At 32.4% G+C, this 19,581-nt stretch carries 17 protein-coding genes; 7 read left to right on the top strand and 10 right to left on the bottom strand.

The features are described from left to right. From ACWVCY_RS11280 to ACWVCY_RS11270, 3 genes are all read right to left on the bottom strand, one after another. On the bottom strand, positions 1-413 hold a 413-nt coding region (locus ACWVCY_RS11280), incomplete at its 3' end, for an ATP-binding cassette domain-containing protein (protein ID WP_455142928.1). 115 nt (positions 414-528) lie between these two features. Continuing rightward, entirely contained in the window at positions 529-1,329 is an 801-nt protein-coding gene (locus tag ACWVCY_RS11275; protein WP_455142927.1) for an ABC transporter ATP-binding protein, read from the bottom strand. Positions 1,330-1,364: 35 nt separating this feature from the next. Continuing rightward, positions 1,365-2,165: an ECF transporter S component gene (locus ACWVCY_RS11270; protein ID WP_455142926.1), complete on the bottom strand. Its 801-nt coding sequence runs from the start codon at positions 2,163-2,165 to the stop codon at positions 1,365-1,367. Between the two features lie 172 nt (positions 2,166-2,337). Between ACWVCY_RS11270 and ACWVCY_RS11265 the strand changes: the two genes are divergently transcribed. Continuing rightward, positions 2,338-3,102, top strand: a complete 765-nt coding sequence (locus ACWVCY_RS11265; protein ID WP_455142925.1) for a hypothetical protein — start codon at positions 2,338-2,340, stop codon at positions 3,100-3,102. Here ACWVCY_RS11265 and ACWVCY_RS11260 read toward each other — a convergent pair. Then, positions 3,094-4,458: a hypothetical protein gene (locus ACWVCY_RS11260; RefSeq protein ID WP_455142924.1), complete on the bottom strand. Its 1,365-nt coding sequence runs from the start codon at positions 4,456-4,458 to the stop codon at positions 3,094-3,096. The two genes, ACWVCY_RS11265 and ACWVCY_RS11260, sit on opposite strands and share 9 nt — an antisense overlap. Positions 4,459-4,671: 213 nt before the next feature. On the opposite strand from ACWVCY_RS11260, the gene ACWVCY_RS11255 reads away from it, so the two are divergent. From ACWVCY_RS11255 to ACWVCY_RS11230, 6 genes are all read left to right on the top strand, one after another. Beyond that, complete coding sequence (locus tag ACWVCY_RS11255; RefSeq protein ID WP_455142923.1) at positions 4,672-6,081, top strand: TiaS agmantine-binding domain-containing protein; 1,410 nt, start codon at positions 4,672-4,674, stop codon at positions 6,079-6,081. A gap of 140 nt (positions 6,082-6,221) precedes the next feature. Then, the gene (locus ACWVCY_RS11250) at positions 6,222-6,932 is read left to right on the top strand and encodes a metallophosphoesterase family protein (RefSeq protein ID WP_455142922.1); all 711 of its coding nucleotides are present in this window, start codon (positions 6,222-6,224) and stop codon (positions 6,930-6,932) included. 7 nt (positions 6,933-6,939) lie between these two features. Next, positions 6,940-7,521, top strand: coding sequence for a Rab family GTPase (locus ACWVCY_RS11245; protein WP_455142921.1), 582 nt, complete (start codon positions 6,940-6,942; stop codon positions 7,519-7,521). Between the two features lie 235 nt (positions 7,522-7,756). Continuing rightward, a complete protein-coding gene (locus ACWVCY_RS11240) occupies positions 7,757-8,197 on the top strand; it encodes an Hsp20/alpha crystallin family protein (protein ID WP_455142920.1) in 441 nt (146 codons plus the stop codon). A gap of 75 nt (positions 8,198-8,272) precedes the next feature. Then, positions 8,273-10,471 (top strand): CDC48 family AAA ATPase, encoded by a 2,199-nt coding sequence (locus ACWVCY_RS11235; protein ID WP_455142919.1) that lies wholly within the window; start codon positions 8,273-8,275, stop codon positions 10,469-10,471. Between the two features lie 90 nt (positions 10,472-10,561). Further along, on the top strand, positions 10,562-11,506 hold the full coding sequence (locus ACWVCY_RS11230) for a UbiA family prenyltransferase (RefSeq protein ID WP_455142918.1): 945 nt from the start codon (positions 10,562-10,564) through the stop codon (positions 11,504-11,506). A 50-nt stretch (positions 11,507-11,556) separates the two neighbouring features. On the opposite strand, the gene ACWVCY_RS11225 is transcribed toward ACWVCY_RS11230, so the two are convergent. From ACWVCY_RS11225 to ACWVCY_RS11200, 6 genes are all read right to left on the bottom strand, one after another. Continuing rightward, positions 11,557-11,865, bottom strand: a complete 309-nt coding sequence (locus ACWVCY_RS11225) for a hypothetical protein (RefSeq protein WP_455142917.1) — start codon at positions 11,863-11,865, stop codon at positions 11,557-11,559. A gap of 105 nt (positions 11,866-11,970) precedes the next feature. Further along, on the bottom strand, positions 11,971-13,248 hold the full coding sequence (gene serS / locus ACWVCY_RS11220; protein ID WP_455142916.1) for a serine--tRNA ligase: 1,278 nt from the start codon (positions 13,246-13,248) through the stop codon (positions 11,971-11,973). Positions 13,249-13,397: 149 nt separating this feature from the next. Next, complete coding sequence (locus ACWVCY_RS11215) at positions 13,398-14,807, bottom strand: MFS transporter (RefSeq protein ID WP_455142915.1); 1,410 nt, start codon at positions 14,805-14,807, stop codon at positions 13,398-13,400. 180 nt (positions 14,808-14,987) lie between these two features. Beyond that, on the bottom strand, positions 14,988-16,157 hold the full coding sequence (locus ACWVCY_RS11210) for a hypothetical protein (protein WP_455142914.1): 1,170 nt from the start codon (positions 16,155-16,157) through the stop codon (positions 14,988-14,990). A 173-nt stretch (positions 16,158-16,330) separates the two neighbouring features. Then, complete coding sequence (locus tag ACWVCY_RS11205; RefSeq protein ID WP_455142913.1) at positions 16,331-17,263, bottom strand: hypothetical protein; 933 nt, start codon at positions 17,261-17,263, stop codon at positions 16,331-16,333. Positions 17,264-17,281: 18 nt separating this feature from the next. Further along, positions 17,282-19,581, bottom strand: a 2,300-nt coding sequence (locus ACWVCY_RS11200) for a hypothetical protein (protein ID WP_455142912.1), incomplete at its 5' end; no start/stop codon positions are given.

Below are 19,581 nucleotides of genomic sequence, written 5' to 3'. Positions count from 1 at the left end.
TCAGCCACTTCCCACTGTATATAGATCATATCTCTCGGAATGATATTTCTATTTTGATCATAAACATTTATCAGAATTTCCACTTGTTGATATACATGAAATACATTATAAGGCAATATCAATTCAATAAAACTAATATCAATGGCTTCTATAGATATATCTTCTTCATTAAGATCAACTTTTATTTCATCAATTATATTTTCTTCTATCCCTGTCCGTTGGAAATCTTTACGAACTGTGGGACCAAGAAGTATTAATTTAGCGTTTTCGGGAAGATAGGCTACAAAATCTTTCAATACTGAAATTTTTTTAGTATTTATACCATTCAAATGAATTGTCCCGTTTGTAGGCTTTAATAGTCCCAAGAGTAGTTTAATGAATGTAGTTTTACCTGATCCATTAGTTCCTATCACACCAATAGATTGAGATCCTAAGATTGACCAATTAAGACCATAGAAAACATTATTTTGACTTCTGGGGTACTTAAAGGATACATCTTCGAGTTGTATTTTGTGTATCTAACTCACCTCAAAAAATATTTTCTAGATAGGATTTTGCTTCAATTAAATTCATTAGTTTTTGCTGATTTTTTGGTACAATTATCTCTGATACCTCTGGAAGGTCAATTTCTAAATTTAAATTTGGAATTTCTTTTGGTTTTCCTTTAAAGGTTATTTTTCCATCTGAAAGATAGATAACTTGATCAGCAAAGGGAAACAGATAATCTAATCTATGTTCAAAAATTAGAAGTGTTTTTCCTTTATCTGCTATACTTCTTAGAATCTCAGCAATACGTATTTCAGATGCTGGATCAATTCTTGCCATAGGTTCATCTAAAATTAGAAAATCAGGTGAATGAATTAGAGCAGTTGCGATTGCGATTTTTTGAAGTTCTCCTGAACTTAATTCAGTAATTAATCTAAATCTAAGATGATTTATCTCCAATTGATTAAGAATATCTTCAACGTGTGATTTAATTATTTCAGGATTATAATGTAAATTTTCTAAGGGAAATGCTATTTCATCTTCTACTACAAGTGATGTTGTAAAATCTCCAGGATATTGGGGGATATATCCTATGTATGACAACAGTTCCAATCGAGAAATTGTACTTAAATCCTTGTTCTTAATGAAAATTTTCCCTTCAACCGTCCCCTTAATAAAATTAGGTATTAAACCGATAATAGTATTGGCTAGTGTTGATTTTCCACTCCCACTTCCTCCAGCAATTATAATAAGTTCTCCAGAACTCGCTTTAAGAGAAAAGTTATCAATGCACCATCTAGGAGAACTTGAGTATTTTACTTTAAGATTTTGAATTAGGAGCATAAGAATCCTCCTGAATTCTTTTTATATTAAAGTTGTTATTTGATTAACCTTTTCACTTTCCTAGATTCTTTAATACTTTCAAGAATGCCAAGTTCTTCTAAATAAGCTACAACTGGAACTGCAATAAATGTACCAAAAATAACTTGTGCGATATTAAAGGGCATTTCAAACAAAGCAACACTACTTGGTAATTTTATAATAATTATCTCATATAAATAATATCCTAAGATAATAATAGGACCAGCCAATAAGCATGCTAAAGCCATTCTTCCTCGTTCTCCCATTTTGATTTCAATGAACCAAATCATGCAGGATAGTAAAATAGCTATTATTAATAGTATAAAACCTGGAAGTTGATAATCAATGACTTGATCTAATAAAAAAAAGCTTCCACTAATTATTCTTGAATTGGGATCTCCTGTCAATTGTGGGGTGATTACATAGAAACTAAAGAAGATAATAAACAGAGTTACCCCTCCTAAAAGAATTCGTCTAGCATTTCTCTGGCCAAAAGCTGTTTTATGAAATAAATAACCAGCCAAAAAGCCTTCTAATCCTTTAATAATGAAAGTTCCAGGAGCGTATAATCCAAATCCAGTAAAAGTATCTGCTAAAGCAGAACCAAATCCTCCTGAAACTGCTCCTACAAGAGGTCCTCCTATTAATGCTGCTAAATATACAAAAGCTTCTCCAAGATTAAAATATCCACTTGAGGAGATCAATGAAACCTGAAAGAGTGAGGTTGAAAGAAAAACTAGAGCAGTAAATACTGCAATTAGTGCAATTTCTCGAAAAATATCAATTTCATGAATTTCCTTTTGATTATTAGAGCTCAATCTTACCAAACCCGCTATTATCTATTAGAGGGAAGATTTAAGTAATTTTCCTATGAAAATATGGCTAATTTACTGAATTTTTGCATATTTATTACAAATACCAAATAATATATAAAAAGAAAAAATATTATATTGTGTAAACAATATAATTTTTGAGGTAAAGTGCAATTAAATGCAAATGAAAAATCAAGTTGAAGAATATCGAAAAATGGCAATAATGAATAGTTTGAGGTATCTACTTGGGAAATATCCTTCTATAAAAGCTCTACATTCTAAAATTATTTCAGAACATTGCTTAGAGCACGAGAAAGGATTCTCGTATGACCAATTTATTCGATATCTTAAAGGTCAATCAAAAATTCCGGAAGTAAATGAGAGTACCATTGCTCGATTTTTATATAATGAATATAATATGATTTTTGATCTTATTGATTCTAATATTATGCTTAACTTAAAAACTGCTCCGATTCAAATTGATATTAGTAATTTATATTCTTCACCAGAGAATTTGAATCTTATCGCATATCATGTGATAAATCATGATCTAACAGGATCTTTTAATGTTATATTAACCCATACAGAAGCCATTCCTATGGCCATTTCCTTTTCTCAGCTCCTAGCCATCCCTTGGTACAGTGTATCTTTTCGTCGTCCATCAGTAAATGAAGATCAAATCCTTCGGTTTCCTTACCTTCTTGACCAACAGGTAGTAGAAACTGTTTATTTTCACAAGATGTCTGCTATTAAAAACAAGAAGATTTTGATCATAAGTGATTATATTAGACGTGGAGGATTATTAGATATTTTATTCAATTTGGTTGATTATGAAGGTAATGCAACTATCGAATATCTTATTGCTATACTTGGAATAGGAAATGAATGGAAAAAATATAGTATGGAATTAGAAGGAAATATTCGTGTTCTAAAATTAGTTTAAATTCTTCTTTCTCCTTATATATATTAGAAATATGAAGATAGATATATAAAACACTAAAAAGGGATGTGTGGTTGAGTTTGGTTTTGTAATTTCAACAATTACCGTTGAAACAGAAAATTGTTGTTTTGTATCAAAAACAACACATGTAAAATTCCAATTACCTGCTTTATTGACTTCCTTGTACTCAATTACTTCGGAATTCCATATATTTTGTATTATTTGAGTATTATTACGGTAAATGATATAATGTGAAGGATAAGAAGATAATGCGCGCCATTTGATGTAAACAGAGTCATTAATAGTGAGTGTAGATGAATACATCCATGGATATATAATGGGGATATCAATTATAGGAATTTCAGTTGAATTTATCGGTGAAGTCCCAAAAAGTGATTCAGCCCAGTCAGAATACCCATCTTTGTCAGTATCTGACATTAAAGGATTTGAACCTAATGTATATTCTTCTAGATTTGTTAATCCATCATCATCTGAATCATAAGTCGAATCTGGAGTAGTTGAGTCAAAATTGTATCTGTACTCATACCAATTTGGTAAATTATCAAGATCAGCATCGATTTGGTCGAATCGAAATTTTGAGGAATTTATTATGTCAAAATTGTGTTTATCAATAGGTATACGAGTTTTATCCCAGCCCAGAAGATGTAACAGAGAAAGGTCTTGATAACTCATCAAGCTGTAATTTGCACCCCCATACCAATCTGGAGGTATTTCTCCTTCATTTTGATGCTCTGCTCCGAAAATATGACCAATTTCATGTAATAAAATAAGCTGTTGAGAAACCCAGTTAAGAGGTTGATTGTGAGAAATTATAAGGACATTCCCCCAAATTGAATTAGCATGATTTCGTCCACCATTATATTTTTCCTGATATATTATCATCCAATCATAATAATTACCTTCATTATTACTATCATCAATACCTGATCCAAGTTTCCAATCAAATATTCTTGTAACATTGTCTAAAGAGTTGTAGAGGGAATCTTCGGGACCTGGAGTATATTCCGTTATATTTTTTATATTAAATTTGATCATAAAGGTATTTTCAAACGGTTCTAGCCACATTTCAAATCTAGATTTGGCAATAGAATAGTCTGCAAAATATTTTCCTTCACCTATAAGATTGGAATCTATAATTATAATCACTGAGGAATTACCGTCAGGAATATATTGATTATATTGACCAAGAATCCCTTCACCCTTATTCAATCTTAAAGAATTTAATGAAGTAGTGAATTCAAGAATGAGTGCATTCGAACACCGAGTATTTGAGATTCCATTTATTGAATTAAAAAGTATTAAGCCCAGTAGCAAAATTATCTTAAGAAAAGCTTTCATCTAATCTCAGATGCTTTTATTGATAAATTCTTTATTAAGCTTGAGATGTACGCACTTATTTATTAAGGAGAAAAAAAGGGCGAAATAGGTATAAAAATAAGAATATGTGCCTTTAATAAACATTAGATGTTGTACAGTATAAAAATGCTATATAATTACCAAGTAGCAACCCAAATTTTCGAAAATATTCAAGAAGAAAAATGATGAAGAAAATTGTTATATAACCTCAATTCTAATATTTTTCATCTCGGGATTGACGATACAGACTCCAACGAAGGGTTATGTACAACCTATTTGGGAACTCAAATTGTGAATCTTCTCCTCGATTATCAGGTTTTATTCTTAGATTTTCCTCTCTTAATTCGACTTAATCCAAATATTCCATTTAAAACAAGGGGAAATGGAGCAATAGCTTTTAGATTTATCTTAGATCAGTCTAGGGTTGATTCACTTTGGTCTGACCTTATAAAGATAATAGAAGAATTTTCAGATATAAAAGCTGCAGAAACTCATCCTGGAATGGTACTGATTAAAGGAGAAATTCCAACTTTCATGAAGAACTTATATTCTAAAGCATTAAATGAGTTGATTTCTTTAGAGGATGTGAAGAAAGAGTTAAAAGAAGATAATAATATTAGACTTTTCTTTTTAAAGAAAGGTAGAGGATTGATAGGTGCCTCAGCTGCAATTGGCTCCACTCTTGACCAAGATTATACATTTGAGTTAATCGCTTATCGAATTAAAGATAATTGGGGAGATAAAAAAAGACTGATTGACAAAAAAACAGTATTTACAGCTGATCGGGAAGAACCTCTTACTATTAGTAATATTGATAATGATCATGGAGACATAATGATCTTACCTCATGGTCCAGATCCTGTTTATTGTGGAATCAGAGGTGAAACTGTAAAATCAGTTGTTAATATGTGGAGATCGTTAAAAGTATTTGAACCAATTGAAACCCTTATGATTTACCGTACGAATCAGCATACACGAGTTCACTTCTTAACAGACTCAGATTCAAATAATATTCATCCTTTTCAATCTATTATCTCAAAGGGGGAAGTTATTGAATCTCCGAGATATATTGAAGGTGCTCATGTAATATTTTCTCTTAAAATTGACGAAAATATAATTGATTGCGCAGCGTATGAACCAACCAAGAAATTTCGCAATCAAGTTATGGGTCTCCATAAGGGAGACATCCTCCAAGTGTGCGGCGGAATTAGGGCTCATGAACAGGGGAAGAATTTAACTTTGAATTTAGAAGAGTTTACGGTTCTTTACTTAAAAACAGAATTTAAATATTTAACTCCTAAATGTCCTCATTGTAACATTACACTGAAATCTGCAGGTAAAAACTCAGGATTTAAATGTAAACGGTGTTCTTTTACAGCACACAAGAAATATTATATAAAATTACAGACTCCTAGAGTTCTTAAACCTAATGTGCGATATGTCTCCCCTGTTTGCGCACAAAGACATTTGACAAAGCCAATTGATCGTGAAGTTTCTTTACAATTTCATAGCTTTAATGAAACCTCTTTTTCAGAACAATTTGATGATTTCCTTAATATTCGTGAGGATATTCTAAGAAATATTATAAACCATAAGGAAAATTAATATGAATATAAAAAACTTTGAATAATAAGAAAAGTTATGAATTAATAAAAATTAGCTTTAAAATATCTATTCATAAATTTACATCATAAATCATGATTTTCTTATTGAATAAAAACCAAACTAAAATTCGCGGTATCATAATGACCTCTAATTTGGCAATAATATCTGATATCCATGCAAACTTAAGTGCTTTAAGAGCAGTATTGTCTGATATTAGTACTCGTGGGATTAATCAGATTATTTGCCTTGGAGATCTAGTAGGTTACTATACACACCCAATAGAAGTAATTCATCTAATTTTAGCTAAGTGTTCTGTTGTAATAAAGGGTAATAATGATCATATCGCTGCGTTAGGAAATATCCCTGAATATTACCGTGATGATTCAACCAAGCCCTTAGACTGGACTAATAGTACTTTAACTGTAAGAGAAAGGAGAATGCTTCATGATCTTCCAACTGTCCATTATATGAAACAATTTGGGGTTGAGAAAAAGAATCTAATGTTCATTCATGGAGGACCAGAATATCCCTATGATCAGTATATTTTCCCTGAAGATAGGGATGAGTTGAAAACGACCTTTGAGTTTATGGAACTCGTGAATGCTGATGTTTTATTCTTAGGACATACACATGTTCCCTTTACAGAGGAATCAAATGGTAGAATAATAGTTAATCCTGGAAGTGTTGGACAACCAAGAGATGGTGATTCAAGAGCCGCTTATTTAATTTATGATCATAATAATCAGATTAATTTTGTTAGAGTTGATTATGACCCAACATCAACGATTAATGGAATAAAACAACATGAATTTCCTCTAGATCTTGCAGAGCGTTTATTAATAGGAAAGTGATTTTGATATGGAATCAAAAAAGGTTAATCACAGTCGTGCTTTGAAAGTAGTCCTTATTGGAGACGGAGGAACAGGCAAAACAAGCCTTGTCAGTCAATTCGTTCATAAATCTTTTAATACTATGTATAAAACAACCATTGGAGTTGATATTACTCCTTATCTAGTAGCAGAAGCAAAAGATCCTAAAAAAATAATCCGTTTTGTCCTTTGGGATATGTCTGGTCAATCTCATTTTGAACGCTTTCGTACACGATTCTATACTGGTACAAGTGGTGCGCTTGTTGTTTATGATTTGACAAGTGCACATTCTTATCGAAATGTTGAAAGATGGATTAATGAACTTTATTCTAAATGTAAGAATGTTCCCGTAGTTATAGCTGCAAATAAAGCTGATATAAACGAGTTACAAATTAAACATAGTCGTCCCCCAACTCTAGGACATTCACATCTTATAACCAGTGCGAAAACCAACTTAAATGTCGAAAAAGCATTCTTTACTCTCTTTGAGTTAATTACAAATAAAGATCTAATCATGACTGATTCCCAAGATTCAAAAACTACTCATGTTTCATATGAATCCGATGTCTAGGTCAGGAGAACGAGGAGAGGGCTTATTTTTTTTCAAGTTTTAGCTGAAATATTTTTTCACATATCATGTATAATTAATATTCAGTTCTTAAGAAGGTTTTTTTCAACAAAAATCTAATGATTTGTTTTTATTCACAACTAGAAATATTTATAACTAATTGTGAATAAATTATAATTAGAATTATCTGAAAAAGAAAATAATTACTTTCAATACAAACCAATAAAGAAGTGATCTTATGAGAGATAAAGAACGATTTAAAGATAAGGATAGAGATTTCGGATTTTATTTTGATTTTTCACCTTTTAATGAACTTTTTAAACTACATCCTCAATTTTGGAGAAAAAGAGGTAAGAATTTTCAATGTAGACCTTGTTTCGATCATACCTTAAGAGGTAAGCAGTATCCAAGAACTTCAATAGAAAAGGATAATGAAAAATATACATTAGTCATTGAACTACCGGGAATAACAAAAGACGATATTAATTTGGAATTAACCAGTGAAGAAGTATGGTTAGAGGCAAAAAATGAGGAATATGAAAAGCATTATTTTTATAGGAACTTTTTCGAAAGCCCTATAATACCTGAACAAGCTCAAGCAAAGCTAAAAATGGGGATACTTACTCTTCATCTTCCATTAAAAGAAGGCGAATCGAAAGTAAAAGTAGATATTGAGTAACATTTAGGGTATAATATAGTTATTTGTTGAATTTAAACAGAATATTAACGAGTCGATAATTGAGGTTAATATAAAATGAGTGAATTTATTTGTAAAGTTGGCGAAGCGGCTCCTCGAGATGTTGGAAGAGGCATTATACGGATTGATCCGTTAATTGCAGAAGAAATGGATGTTACATCTGGTACCGCAATTCAGATTATTGGAAAAAGACGAACAACTGCTATATACATACCAGCCTATCCACAAGATCGTGGAACAGGTATTGCAAGGATTGATGGTAGCACTCGTCGAAATGCAGGTGTGAGTGTTGATGATACAATCGAATTAAAAATCGTAGAAGCAGTTAATGCAAATCGTATCGAATTTGCTCCTATTGAAAATCTTAGATTACAAGGAGCAGAGGACTGGTTAAAGAGAAATCTCCTCGGTCGTGTGTTAACACAAGGAGATTTTATCGAGCTTCCAATAATGGGGGCACGTCGTATATTTTTAACCGTTTCCAAGATTTCTCCCAATACTGATGCCGTAATTATGCAGGAAACAACTCAAGTAATTGTCTCCACAAAACCAGTAAAAGATGTTCAGCAGGATAGTTTTCAAAGAATACGATATGAAGATATTGGAGGACTTTCTGTTGAAATTCAGAAGATTAGAGAAATGATTGAACTTCCAATGCGTCATCCTGAATTATTTAAAAGATTAGGTATCACTCCCCCTCGTGGTGTTCTTTTATATGGACCACCTGGAACAGGTAAGACATTATTGGCAAAAGCTGTTGCAAATGAAACTGATTCTCATTTTATTTCTGTTTCTGGCCCTGAATTTATGTCAAAGTTCTATGGTGAAAGTGAACAACGAATTCGTGAAATTTTTGAGGAAGCTAAACAAAACGCTCCTAGTATTATCTTTCTAGATGAAATAGATTCAATCGCTCCCAAACGTTCGGAAGTTACTGGTGAAGTAGAGAGAAGAGTTGTTGCTCAATTATTGTCTAATATGGATGGATTGAGCGAAAGGGGTGATGTAGTTGTCATTGGTGCAACAAATCGTGAAAATGCCTTAGATCCAGCTATACGAAGGGGTGGTAGATTTGATCGTGAGATAGAGATCGGAATACCTGATAAAAATGGTAGAGAGGAAATTTTATTGATTCATACCCGAGGTATGCCATTAGCAAAAGATGTTAAAGTAGATAAACTTGCAGAGGTAACTCATGGTTTTGTTGGAGCAGATCTTGAACAATTGACAAAAGAAGCAGCAATGAATGCTCTACGGAAAATAATTCCTAAATTGAATTTAGAGGAAGATACAATACCCGCAGAAATATTAAACGAACTAGAAGTTACCCAAAATAATTTTGATGAAGCATTACTAGATATCCAACCCTCTGCCTTAAGGGAAGTATTTGTAGAAATCCCAAATGTCAGTTGGAGTGATGTAGGGGGCCTTATTGCTGAAAAAAACGAAATTCAAAATTCAATTGAATTACCATTGAAGTTCCCTAAATTTTTCACTCATATGGGTGCCAAACAGCCAAAAGGAATTCTACTTTATGGACCTCCAGGTACTGGAAAAACTTTGCTAGCAAAAGCTGTTGCTAATGAAACTCAAGCCAATTTTATTAGTGTAAAAGGTCCTGAACTTTTATCCAAGTGGGTTGGTGAATCAGAAAAAGGGATAAGAGAGGTTTTCCGTAAAGCTAGACAAGCAGCTCCTGCAATTATCTTTTTCGATGAAATTGACTCTATTGCCCCAGTACGAGGGAAATCTTTTGATAGTGGTGTAACGGAGAGGATGATCAGTCAATTTCTTACAGAATTAGATGGTTTAGAGGAATTGAAAGGAGTAGTTGTAATTGCAGCAACAAATCGCCCTGATATGATTGATCCCGCACTTTTACGACCTGGACGATTTGATAAAATTATTGAAATAGGACTACCTGATGATCCAGCAAGACTTGAAATCTTGAAAATTCATACAAAAGGAGTACCCCTAGCCTCTGATATTAATCTAGAAGATTATGTTAAAAAGACAGAGAATTTCACAGGTGCTGATATAGCTTCAATATGTCAGGAAACCGTCATGATTGCAATTCAAAGAAATATCCCAGTAATTATGGAGAATCAAGTAGAATTCAATAATTATTTCGTAACAAAAAATGATTTCGACGAAGCACTGACAAAGGTTAAATCTTCACGAAAAGCTGGAATAATACGCCCTGGAGATAAACTTACTGCGATGCAGGATCAAGTAGATAAGCTTTCTTTCCTTTAAAAGCATGATTTCTCCTATTTCTTTTTTTCCTTTTTTACAAAACCGTGAAGTTTATCAACAAGTAGAAAAAAATCTTCATGGTTTATCAATATGTCACTATTAAAAGATATATCTGACTTATTACGGTTAAGTCTCTGCATTTTAGCTAGTATAGTTGTCATAATTGCTGGTTATTTAAGCTACCGATTAAATGGAGTCCTTCAACCTGAAATTGAACCATTGGACATATTAAACTTTTTATTTAATAATGATGTAGTTCCTTTTGAAGGTCTTGTCATTGGTCTTTTAATTCCTTTTCTTCTAATTGGGGGAAATCATGTAATAAATGATTTTTTTGACTTCGAAAATGATAGAATCAACAACCGAATTGATAGACCGTTAGTTAGAGGCGTTGTATCTCCCAAACAAGCAAGAAACTTAGCTATTTTATGTTATACTCTAGCTTTTCTGATTGTTCTTATAGAAGTTTTTATCTTTCATTTATCTCTTTTGTTAATCCCTGCAACAATCATTTTCATTGGCATTGGAATTGGTTATAATATTGAAATCAAGTCTTATGGACTAATTGGAAATATCTGGGTGAGTCTTGGATATATTTTTCCATTTTTAATGGGAGCACTCTTAGTTGGAGCAAATAGCAACTGGGTATTAATAAATGTTTTAATCTTGAGTGTCTTTATTTTTTTCTTAGCATTAGCAAGGGAAGTACTAAAAGACATTATGGATATTTCTGGAGATAAAGAGACAGGAAAACGTTCAGTTCCAATTGTAAAAGGTGCAAAATTTGCTGCATACCTATCTGGATTATTCTATGTATTTGCCATTATTTCTGGGAGTCTTCTAATATTTTATGGCTTTAAAAATAATGTAGTTTTTATTGTTGGATATTCTTTCTTAATTATTTTAATATTATATACTCTTTATGTCTTAGTTCCTAATCCAAATCTTGAAACAGCAACTAAAGGGAGGAAGTATTCAAGATGGTCCTTATGGTGGTCAACAGGATTATTATTTATCAGTAGCTTATTTATTTAGACTATTCATTTTATGAATCATTATAAATGGGCAGATACTCGTGTAAAAACTTATAATGATTTCTCAAGTTCCTCTACTAATTTCGCAAGTTCCCCCTGAAGAGATTCACAATTGTCACCTACATTTGAAATCTTTTCCCATGCTTCCTCTGTTAAACCATATTTCTGCAAGCGATCTGGAAGAATTTGATTCCATTGATATGCTCCCATTTGAAAGCTTGGAGCCTTGTCAAGAATTATTTGAAATTCAAGTGAAAGAGATAGGTAAACTTTTTGTTCTGTTGCAGTCAATTCACAATCTTTTACAGGAAAATTAATGCCCAATCTTGCTAGATTATCAGTCGAATTTTTTGAATACATTTTAAGAGCACAATAGCTAACAGCTATTTATTCTTTTAAAACATATTCAGATACAAATTTCCGCTTTAATTATTGTTTTGTCAATGTTTACTCAAAATTTTTCTTCTAAGGTGGAACTATCTTTTCTTGTCCATTTAAATATGGTCTTAAAATATTAGGAATGATAACTGAACCATCTTCTTGTTGAAAGTTTTCTAAAATCGCACAGATTGTTCTTTCTGATGCAATTGCCGTAGAATTAAGAGTATGAACAAATTCTTTGCTTCCTCCTTCTTTACCAAAAGTAATATTTAATTTTTGGGCTTGGTATTCTGTAACATTTGAACAGGACACAAGTTCACGATAGGTTCCTTGAGCTGGGAACCATACTTCCAAATCATATTTTTTAGCAGCATTATCATTTAATTCTCCACTTGCAATATTAACAATTCGATAAGGAATTTTCATCCCTTTAAATAATTCTTCTGCATTGGTGATTAATTCTTCGTGAAACATTCCTGATTCATTTGGTTTACAGAATATAAATTGCTCAACCTTATGAAAATGGTGGACACGAAATATCCCTTTAGTGTCTTTTCCATGAGAACCTGCTTCCCTTCGATAACATTGAGAGATTCCACAGTATTTTCTAGGTAATGTATCAACTTCAATTAGCTCATTCATGTGAAGTGCAGCTAATGTCTGTTCCGAGGTTGCTATAAAGAAGACATCCTCTTTAGTGTCTGAATATAAAGTATCTTCAAAATCCGACAGTTCACTTGCTCCCTCCATGGCTTTTCTTCTCATGAAAGGAGGTGTCCAATAAGGGAGAAATCCACGTTTGCTGGTTAGGAAATCAACAGCATATCTGATTAATGCAAGATTTAAATAGACTAGATCCTTCATTAAGTAAAAAGTACGAGATCCACTAATCTCTGAAGATTTTTCCAATTCAGCTAGCTGTAACAATTCTAATAGCTCTGTGTGACCTTTTGGTTGAAAGTTAAATTTCGTTTTTCTTCCCCAACTCCTTATTGTTTCATCTCCATCTTCTGTTTTAGCAATTGGAACTCCTGAGAGGATAATATTTCCAATGGAGTATCTAATTTTGTCTCTTTCAATCAGTTTTTCATTTGCATCAATCTCTAATTTAGTAATCTCTAAATTAATTTCTTTTACTTTTTCTTGGAGAGCTAAGGTTTCTTCATTTTTCTTCTTTTTAATCCCAATATCCTTTGAAATTTGGTTACGTTCCTTTCGAAGATCATTAATCTGTTGAAGAAGTGTTCGCCATTTCAAGTCTAAATCAATTACCTTATCAACACGGGCTGGATCTTTAAATCTCTTTTTTTCACTATCACGTATGATATCAGGATTTTCACGAAAGACTTTAATATCAATCATTTCTATTTTTGCTCCACTAAAGCTCATCAACCAAATAAACAGGCTGGTAAAAGCTTTCAATTCGATACTTTTTGATGTTTTCTTCCTTAGTGATCGTGTAATCCTCTATTACTTAACTTGATAAAAAGGAATGAAAAAGACTAATTCAATTAGATTTTTGGTAACTTCTTTTTTAAGGGGTCTGCATCAACATATCGCCAGAAAATTAAAACAGAAATCACGATGAAACAAGCTGAAATTGGCCCCCATAATAAATATCCAAGGGAATATTCAAATCCTCGCCAGTCAGTAAAAGAGCTCCAATCACTTAATAAAATACCTACAATTAAATATCCGATGACTTGAAAAAAGTTCAAAGGTATTGATTCGAATCCATAGTAAATTCCAGCTCGTGATTCTCCTGATATTCTTTCATCTGCCTCTGCTATATCAGCGACAATTGCATAAGGTAATAAATAAAAACCAGAAACACCAATTCCAACTAATATTACAAAGAAAACAGCTTGTAGGAGCACATCTAGGTTTGGGGAGATTGGTAATATAGCTGAAAATATACTTATTTGCCCTATAAGAAATGTAAAAGGCATAAAAATTGCCATCCAACTCATTATGATGATAAGACTCTTTGTCTTTCCTGATCTATTTCCAAAGCGTATCCACCAGAGAAAACCAGAGAAAATTGTAGCTAGTAAAGTCAATCCAAAAATTAAATATTCTATCGTTCCGAAACGGAGCGCTTTATCGATCCATGCAAGAACAATACCCATTATCATGCTTAAAGCTACTGAAAGAAATCCTCGTGATAGAGTCCACATAATGTAATTTCGATTCTTTGAGACTACTCTTAGTTCCTCAAAAAATGTAGGTTGAGGAATGAATATTTCTTTTGCTTTTATATTAATAATAGAAGGTAAAAAGAATATCATTACAGCAAGAGAAAATAGAATTACTATCAAAGATATTGTCAATCCATTTGTTAAAAAGGAGAAAAACGGATTCAATGCATTGAGATCAACTTGCTCTGATTCTCCCCCTAAAAGCGCAGGCAAAAGAAAGGCTGATCCTGCCCCAATTATAAAAGCTATTAAGTTTACTGTATTTTGATAACCACTAATTTCTAGCCGTTCCTCTTCTGAAGAAATTTCAGGCATCCATGCTTGAAATGGAGTAAGTAAAAATCCGTATAATGCTTGGTAAAGGGAATTAAACAGAAGAAGGTATCCAAATATTAATGAATCATCACTGCCAAAAGGAAGTATTAAGTGTGGGGAGTACAAAAAGAAAAACATAAGTGCAAGCAGAGGAGCTCCGATGAATATAAATGGTTTTCTTCTTCCCCATCGAGATTTTGTTCGATCAGAGAGATATCCAGCTAGATAACTAGAAAAAGCAATTACAATCTTCCCTATAGCAACACCTAGGAAAGCTAAGAAAGGATTATCTTCTAATCCAAAAAACGCAAAATAAACATATCCAGTGAAAAGATCGGCTAAATCCATAGTAATTGAAGAACCAAGTCTTCCAATGCCATAACTCAATTTTTCTTTAAAAATGAGCATGATAAACACATCAATTGATAATTGAACAGTCTTCAGAAGAAAATAGTAATTTACTGATAAGTTTTTTTAATCTTCTTAAGAAATATCTGTAAATTAAGAAAAAAATTTCGGTTTCTCTTAAAAAGAAATTTATTGATAAAGGAAAAAAAAGAATTAAGGAATTTATTAAGATTAAAGTGTCTATCTATAATGATGACCTTGCTGGAGAAGTCTATCATGGATTTCTCGTTCACCTTTGACCTCACTTAATGAACACTCAGCTCCTATCCTATATCCAGCACTTAATAAAAATCCTGATTTACAAATACCACGAGCTTGTCTTCCTGCTGTCCTTTGGGCAATTAGACTAGTTCCTTCATTAAGAACCAATGTAGCAGTTTTATTTGCTTCATTTATTTCTAATACAGCTTCCTCATTTCCTCCCTTTTCTGAAAAAGCTCCATTTACATAATATAATTTTATAATATGTCTTGGACCACTTACTTTCGTTTTTATTGGAGAAGGTTCGGGGGCAGTTGGAAAATCAACATGTGAGGGAGGTTCGGATAATTCTGTAGGTGGTTTTACCTCTGGAGGAGTAGTAGATGGTGCTTGAATAACTGGAGAAGGTATCACAGGCATTTCTTTTGGAGGAGTAACAGCTTTGAGATCAGCAATACCTCCTACAATCCCTTTGCTAATTTCTTTAGCATCATCTTTCCTTAAATCCTTGCTTTTTGTTAATTTCTCAATTAATTGGAAAAAGCCTTTGGGTTCATAGCCCTCATTGATAGCATAAACCATTGGGTTACGTGCTCGATCTACATCGAGTTTTCTTACCAAACGATTTCCTGCAGCTTTCTCACCAACCTGAGAATTTGATCCTACCCATACATATAAATCATGATATGCATCAAGAACGAAAACATCATCACTAATAAGACTTTCTTTCTTTAATGGGACATTTTCGATAACAATATCATCAGAAGAGGATCCATCAGAGAGATCAGCATCTCGAACTCTGTACATTGCATATGAAACGTTTTCTTTTACTTCAATATGCTTTAAAAATCCTGGAGTATCCCCTGTGACAACGGTAAAATCAATTAGTCCTTTGAACTCATTAGATTCTTGGCTCTCAACTTCTGTGTCTATATCGATTTCCTTATCTTTAAAATCTAGCTGTTTTGCCGCCCAAGCTCCTACAGCTCGGTCATCTGCATAAGCTTGAGAACCTAACCATATAAAAACCTTTTTTGTTAGACCTGGACTCACATCTGAATTATCAATAAGATAAACGTCTCCGTTTAAGAATTCATATGGTGGTTTAACTTCAATTAGATTTTTACCCTGAATATGATATACTTTCATTCTGAACATTCCTCTTAATTTCGTTAGTTCTTTTTATTTTTTACAAAAATTAATCTATTAATATAGAATAAATGATACTTCTTACTTTCTACAGATAATCCTCTCTTTTTAAAATATCGAATTAACTTAAAATTTTCCATTGACATGCTAAAATAAATAGTAGAAATTCTTACCTAGTTCTTTTTTTTGCGTAGTTCGTTCTCTAATCTAGTGATACGGTCTTTTAATCGTCTTATTTGTGAATTAAGAACATTATTTTCCGTGAGTAATTCCATTATATACAATTTAAGCTTTGCAACCTCTCTTTCATCATGTGTGGCCATATCTATTGCAGTAGATACTGTAGTTCGAAGATTTTCTAATAATTCAACCATCAATGTGGGATCAAATGCCTTCCTTTCTTCTTCCGGCAATAAATTCCAATTAAGCACCCACTCATCCAAGAAGGCTTCAATATAACCTCTAAAATGACTTTCTTTAATATATGGAAAATTCTTTGGGAAAATCAAGTAAAGATTAGAAACACGCCCCATTTTTGCGATACGAGGATCATGTGAACTTGGAGCTGGTTGTATAAAGTCATAACTTAAATGTTGAAGATCATCTCGATTGGGAACATTGAGTGGGTCCTTAAATCCAGTAGGATATTCGTTAAATCTTCCCATTGATGAAACAGTTTGACCTTGGACAGCTAATAATAGTGCAGATTCTTCCTCTAAATAATTGTTATATTCAACTTTTGGTCCTTCAAGATCATCAAATACTACCAAAACAATTCCTTTTAATTGTACTCGTTGCTGTTGTCTCTTTTCTACCCATTTATTAAATTCACTACCAATTTCGGTAATATCTGCTAATTCATCTGCTAGCATAATAAATAGATCACTATATCTTCTCTGGTAATATAATCGTGTAAAGGTAGATTCTACTTCTTTAGTAAAAATAGAGGTATTTTCTGGCAGATCAGAATTGACGATCTCTGCTATTAGATTATCTTCCTCTAGTTTGGTTAATACGATTCTTTTTTTCATTGCAGGTAATTTTTTATCAATGATATAGAGACCCTGATGATTTAAGAGCCAGAATCGGTAAATTTGATCTTGCACCAGAATTTACTCCGAAACTTAATTTTTCCCGAGATTAGCTATATCTTCTTGACTTGTTTCAATTAAGAGATTAATATCAATTGCATAGTCTAAGAACTTTATAGCTTCACTTCGTTTATATCGTTTCGAGAGATGTGAAATAATTTGCTCTGAAAACAAATACTGGACACCCTGCTTTTCAAATCGAATCTCTTTAATTTGTTCAAACATCGATTTATACTTCTTTGGAAGTTTTATACTATCTAATGTCAGAACACCTTCGTTTAAGACAAAAGCACAGAAATAATGTAATGGAATATGTTTTCGAACCATTTTCTTGACTATATGGCTGGGAATCTGATCTGTAGCATAAAAATCTTTTAGATCTTCTGAGAATCGATTCTCTAGCTCTCTTCCTAATGTTTTCAATCGACCTTGGAAATAATCTGGTAATCTGATTTCAGAGATAATTATTAAGCTAGATTGGTTTCCATGCCATACCAGAAGATGTAATCCTTCACGTGACATTACTTCGATCTTATCTTTCTCACGCTCTTCTGTAGCATGAGTCATTGTATCGGATAATTCTTCCATAAAAGTAGAAATGGCTGCAGACATACCAGAAAGCGCATCGGTATCGGTTGCCATATCTGTAATGGTTTTTTCGGAATAGAACTGAAGTCCTGATTCATGACGAGCAATAATTAGACGTATGGATTTGATATCTTCAAAGGATTGTTCAATGTTCAATTCAGCTAGTCTTTTAATCGATTTTTTACGTACACGTCTTTTATTAATTGAATACACACTTAAGAAAATAACTGCTAAAATCGATAAGAATAACGCTCCTTGTAATAATACTTCAAGAGGATTAATTATTTCAGTTATTTTGTACTCTGCTAACTCTTCAGCCGTTAAACTATAGATATATGGTAAACCAGACATAGAAGAACCTGCAGATATTCTAATCTGAGTGAATCCTGTTGCAGATTTAGTAAATGCTCCTGGAATAGTATAGGAAGTTTTTCCTAATGAATCGGTCATTTTTATTTCTTGGAATAATTGGGTACTGCCATTTATATATTTAAGTTCAATTGAAAAGGTTATTTCAACCCCCTCAAGATTAATGAGATTAATTGTTGATCCAAAACCAGCTAGTAATGGATTTTTATAGGAGAGAGTGATGAAGAAGCTAATTTCTTGACCTCTTTCAATGATATTACCAGGTTCAACATTTACATCTATAGTAGTTTCCCATCCATTTATCGTGACATTAAGGGAAAAACGTTGGAATTGATATCCTAACGTTGAAATCTCAATCGTAAAATTATAAAATCCATAGTGATAACCAGAAGTGGATAGATTAATTGAAAAAGGCATGGAGTTAAGATTTAATTCTAATTCAGGACCAAAAACTTCTGTTCCATTTATCCAAAAGATCAAATTATCTATTTGTAGAATATTAATACCGCCGTATGTTTGGTATGAGGGGATCACTAATGTAAATATTTCTTCAGCCATTAATGTTTCGTTATAGTCTAGATTCGCCACATCTATCATTCTTGTTTCCATTTCAGATACAATAAAGTAGATAACATAATTGGTACTAGAATAATATGCAGTTTCAAACGTTATTATAACTTGGTATTTCCCAACCGCACTACCTAGAAATATAAAGAAATGTGTCCCATTATCATGCTTTGAATCAATGCTTATAAAGGAAGAACCATTTCCTGAAAAAATAATGTCATAATCTATTATCCCCAATCCACTGAAATCATCAATCCAAGTTATAGAAATTGTTTGGCTATTTGTATAGTTGAAAAGCGACATTTCCCCTATTGTTGTCATATTAGAAGGTATTAAATCTGTTATATGATTAGGAACCTTTGAAACGTCAAATTGTACAACAATCGAATTATCTTCAAAGTATGGATCTGAAAAAGAAATATCAATTGCGTGTATTCCCGTCAAAAGCATTTCAGAAGAGAAATTGAACCAATAAAAGTTACCTGTCTGATTAATAAATCTTACTTTAGTATCTAATGGTACTGGGGTCACACCTGATATATTCTCTGAATAGTCTGTGTTTTCAAAGAATAAAAAGAACTCTAAAGTGTCATTATAGTATACTGTTGTGGGTGAAATAAGAGTAGTAAAAATGTTCGTATTTGCAGGAATGATGTTAATATGTAATATAAATAAAGCAGATTGGTAATTTAATAAAGAGAATGTGAATTCAAGAACCATAGAACCAGTTTGATTAGGGTTTATTGTTATAGTCCAAGAGTTATTTAATTCTTGAATATAACTATCTATAGGAACTGGGGAACTAATAG

Source organism: Candidatus Hodarchaeum mangrovi, from assembly GCF_975850365.1.
The sequence above is the reverse complement of the archived record's forward strand: the minus strand, read 5'-3'. Positions and strand labels throughout refer to the sequence as shown.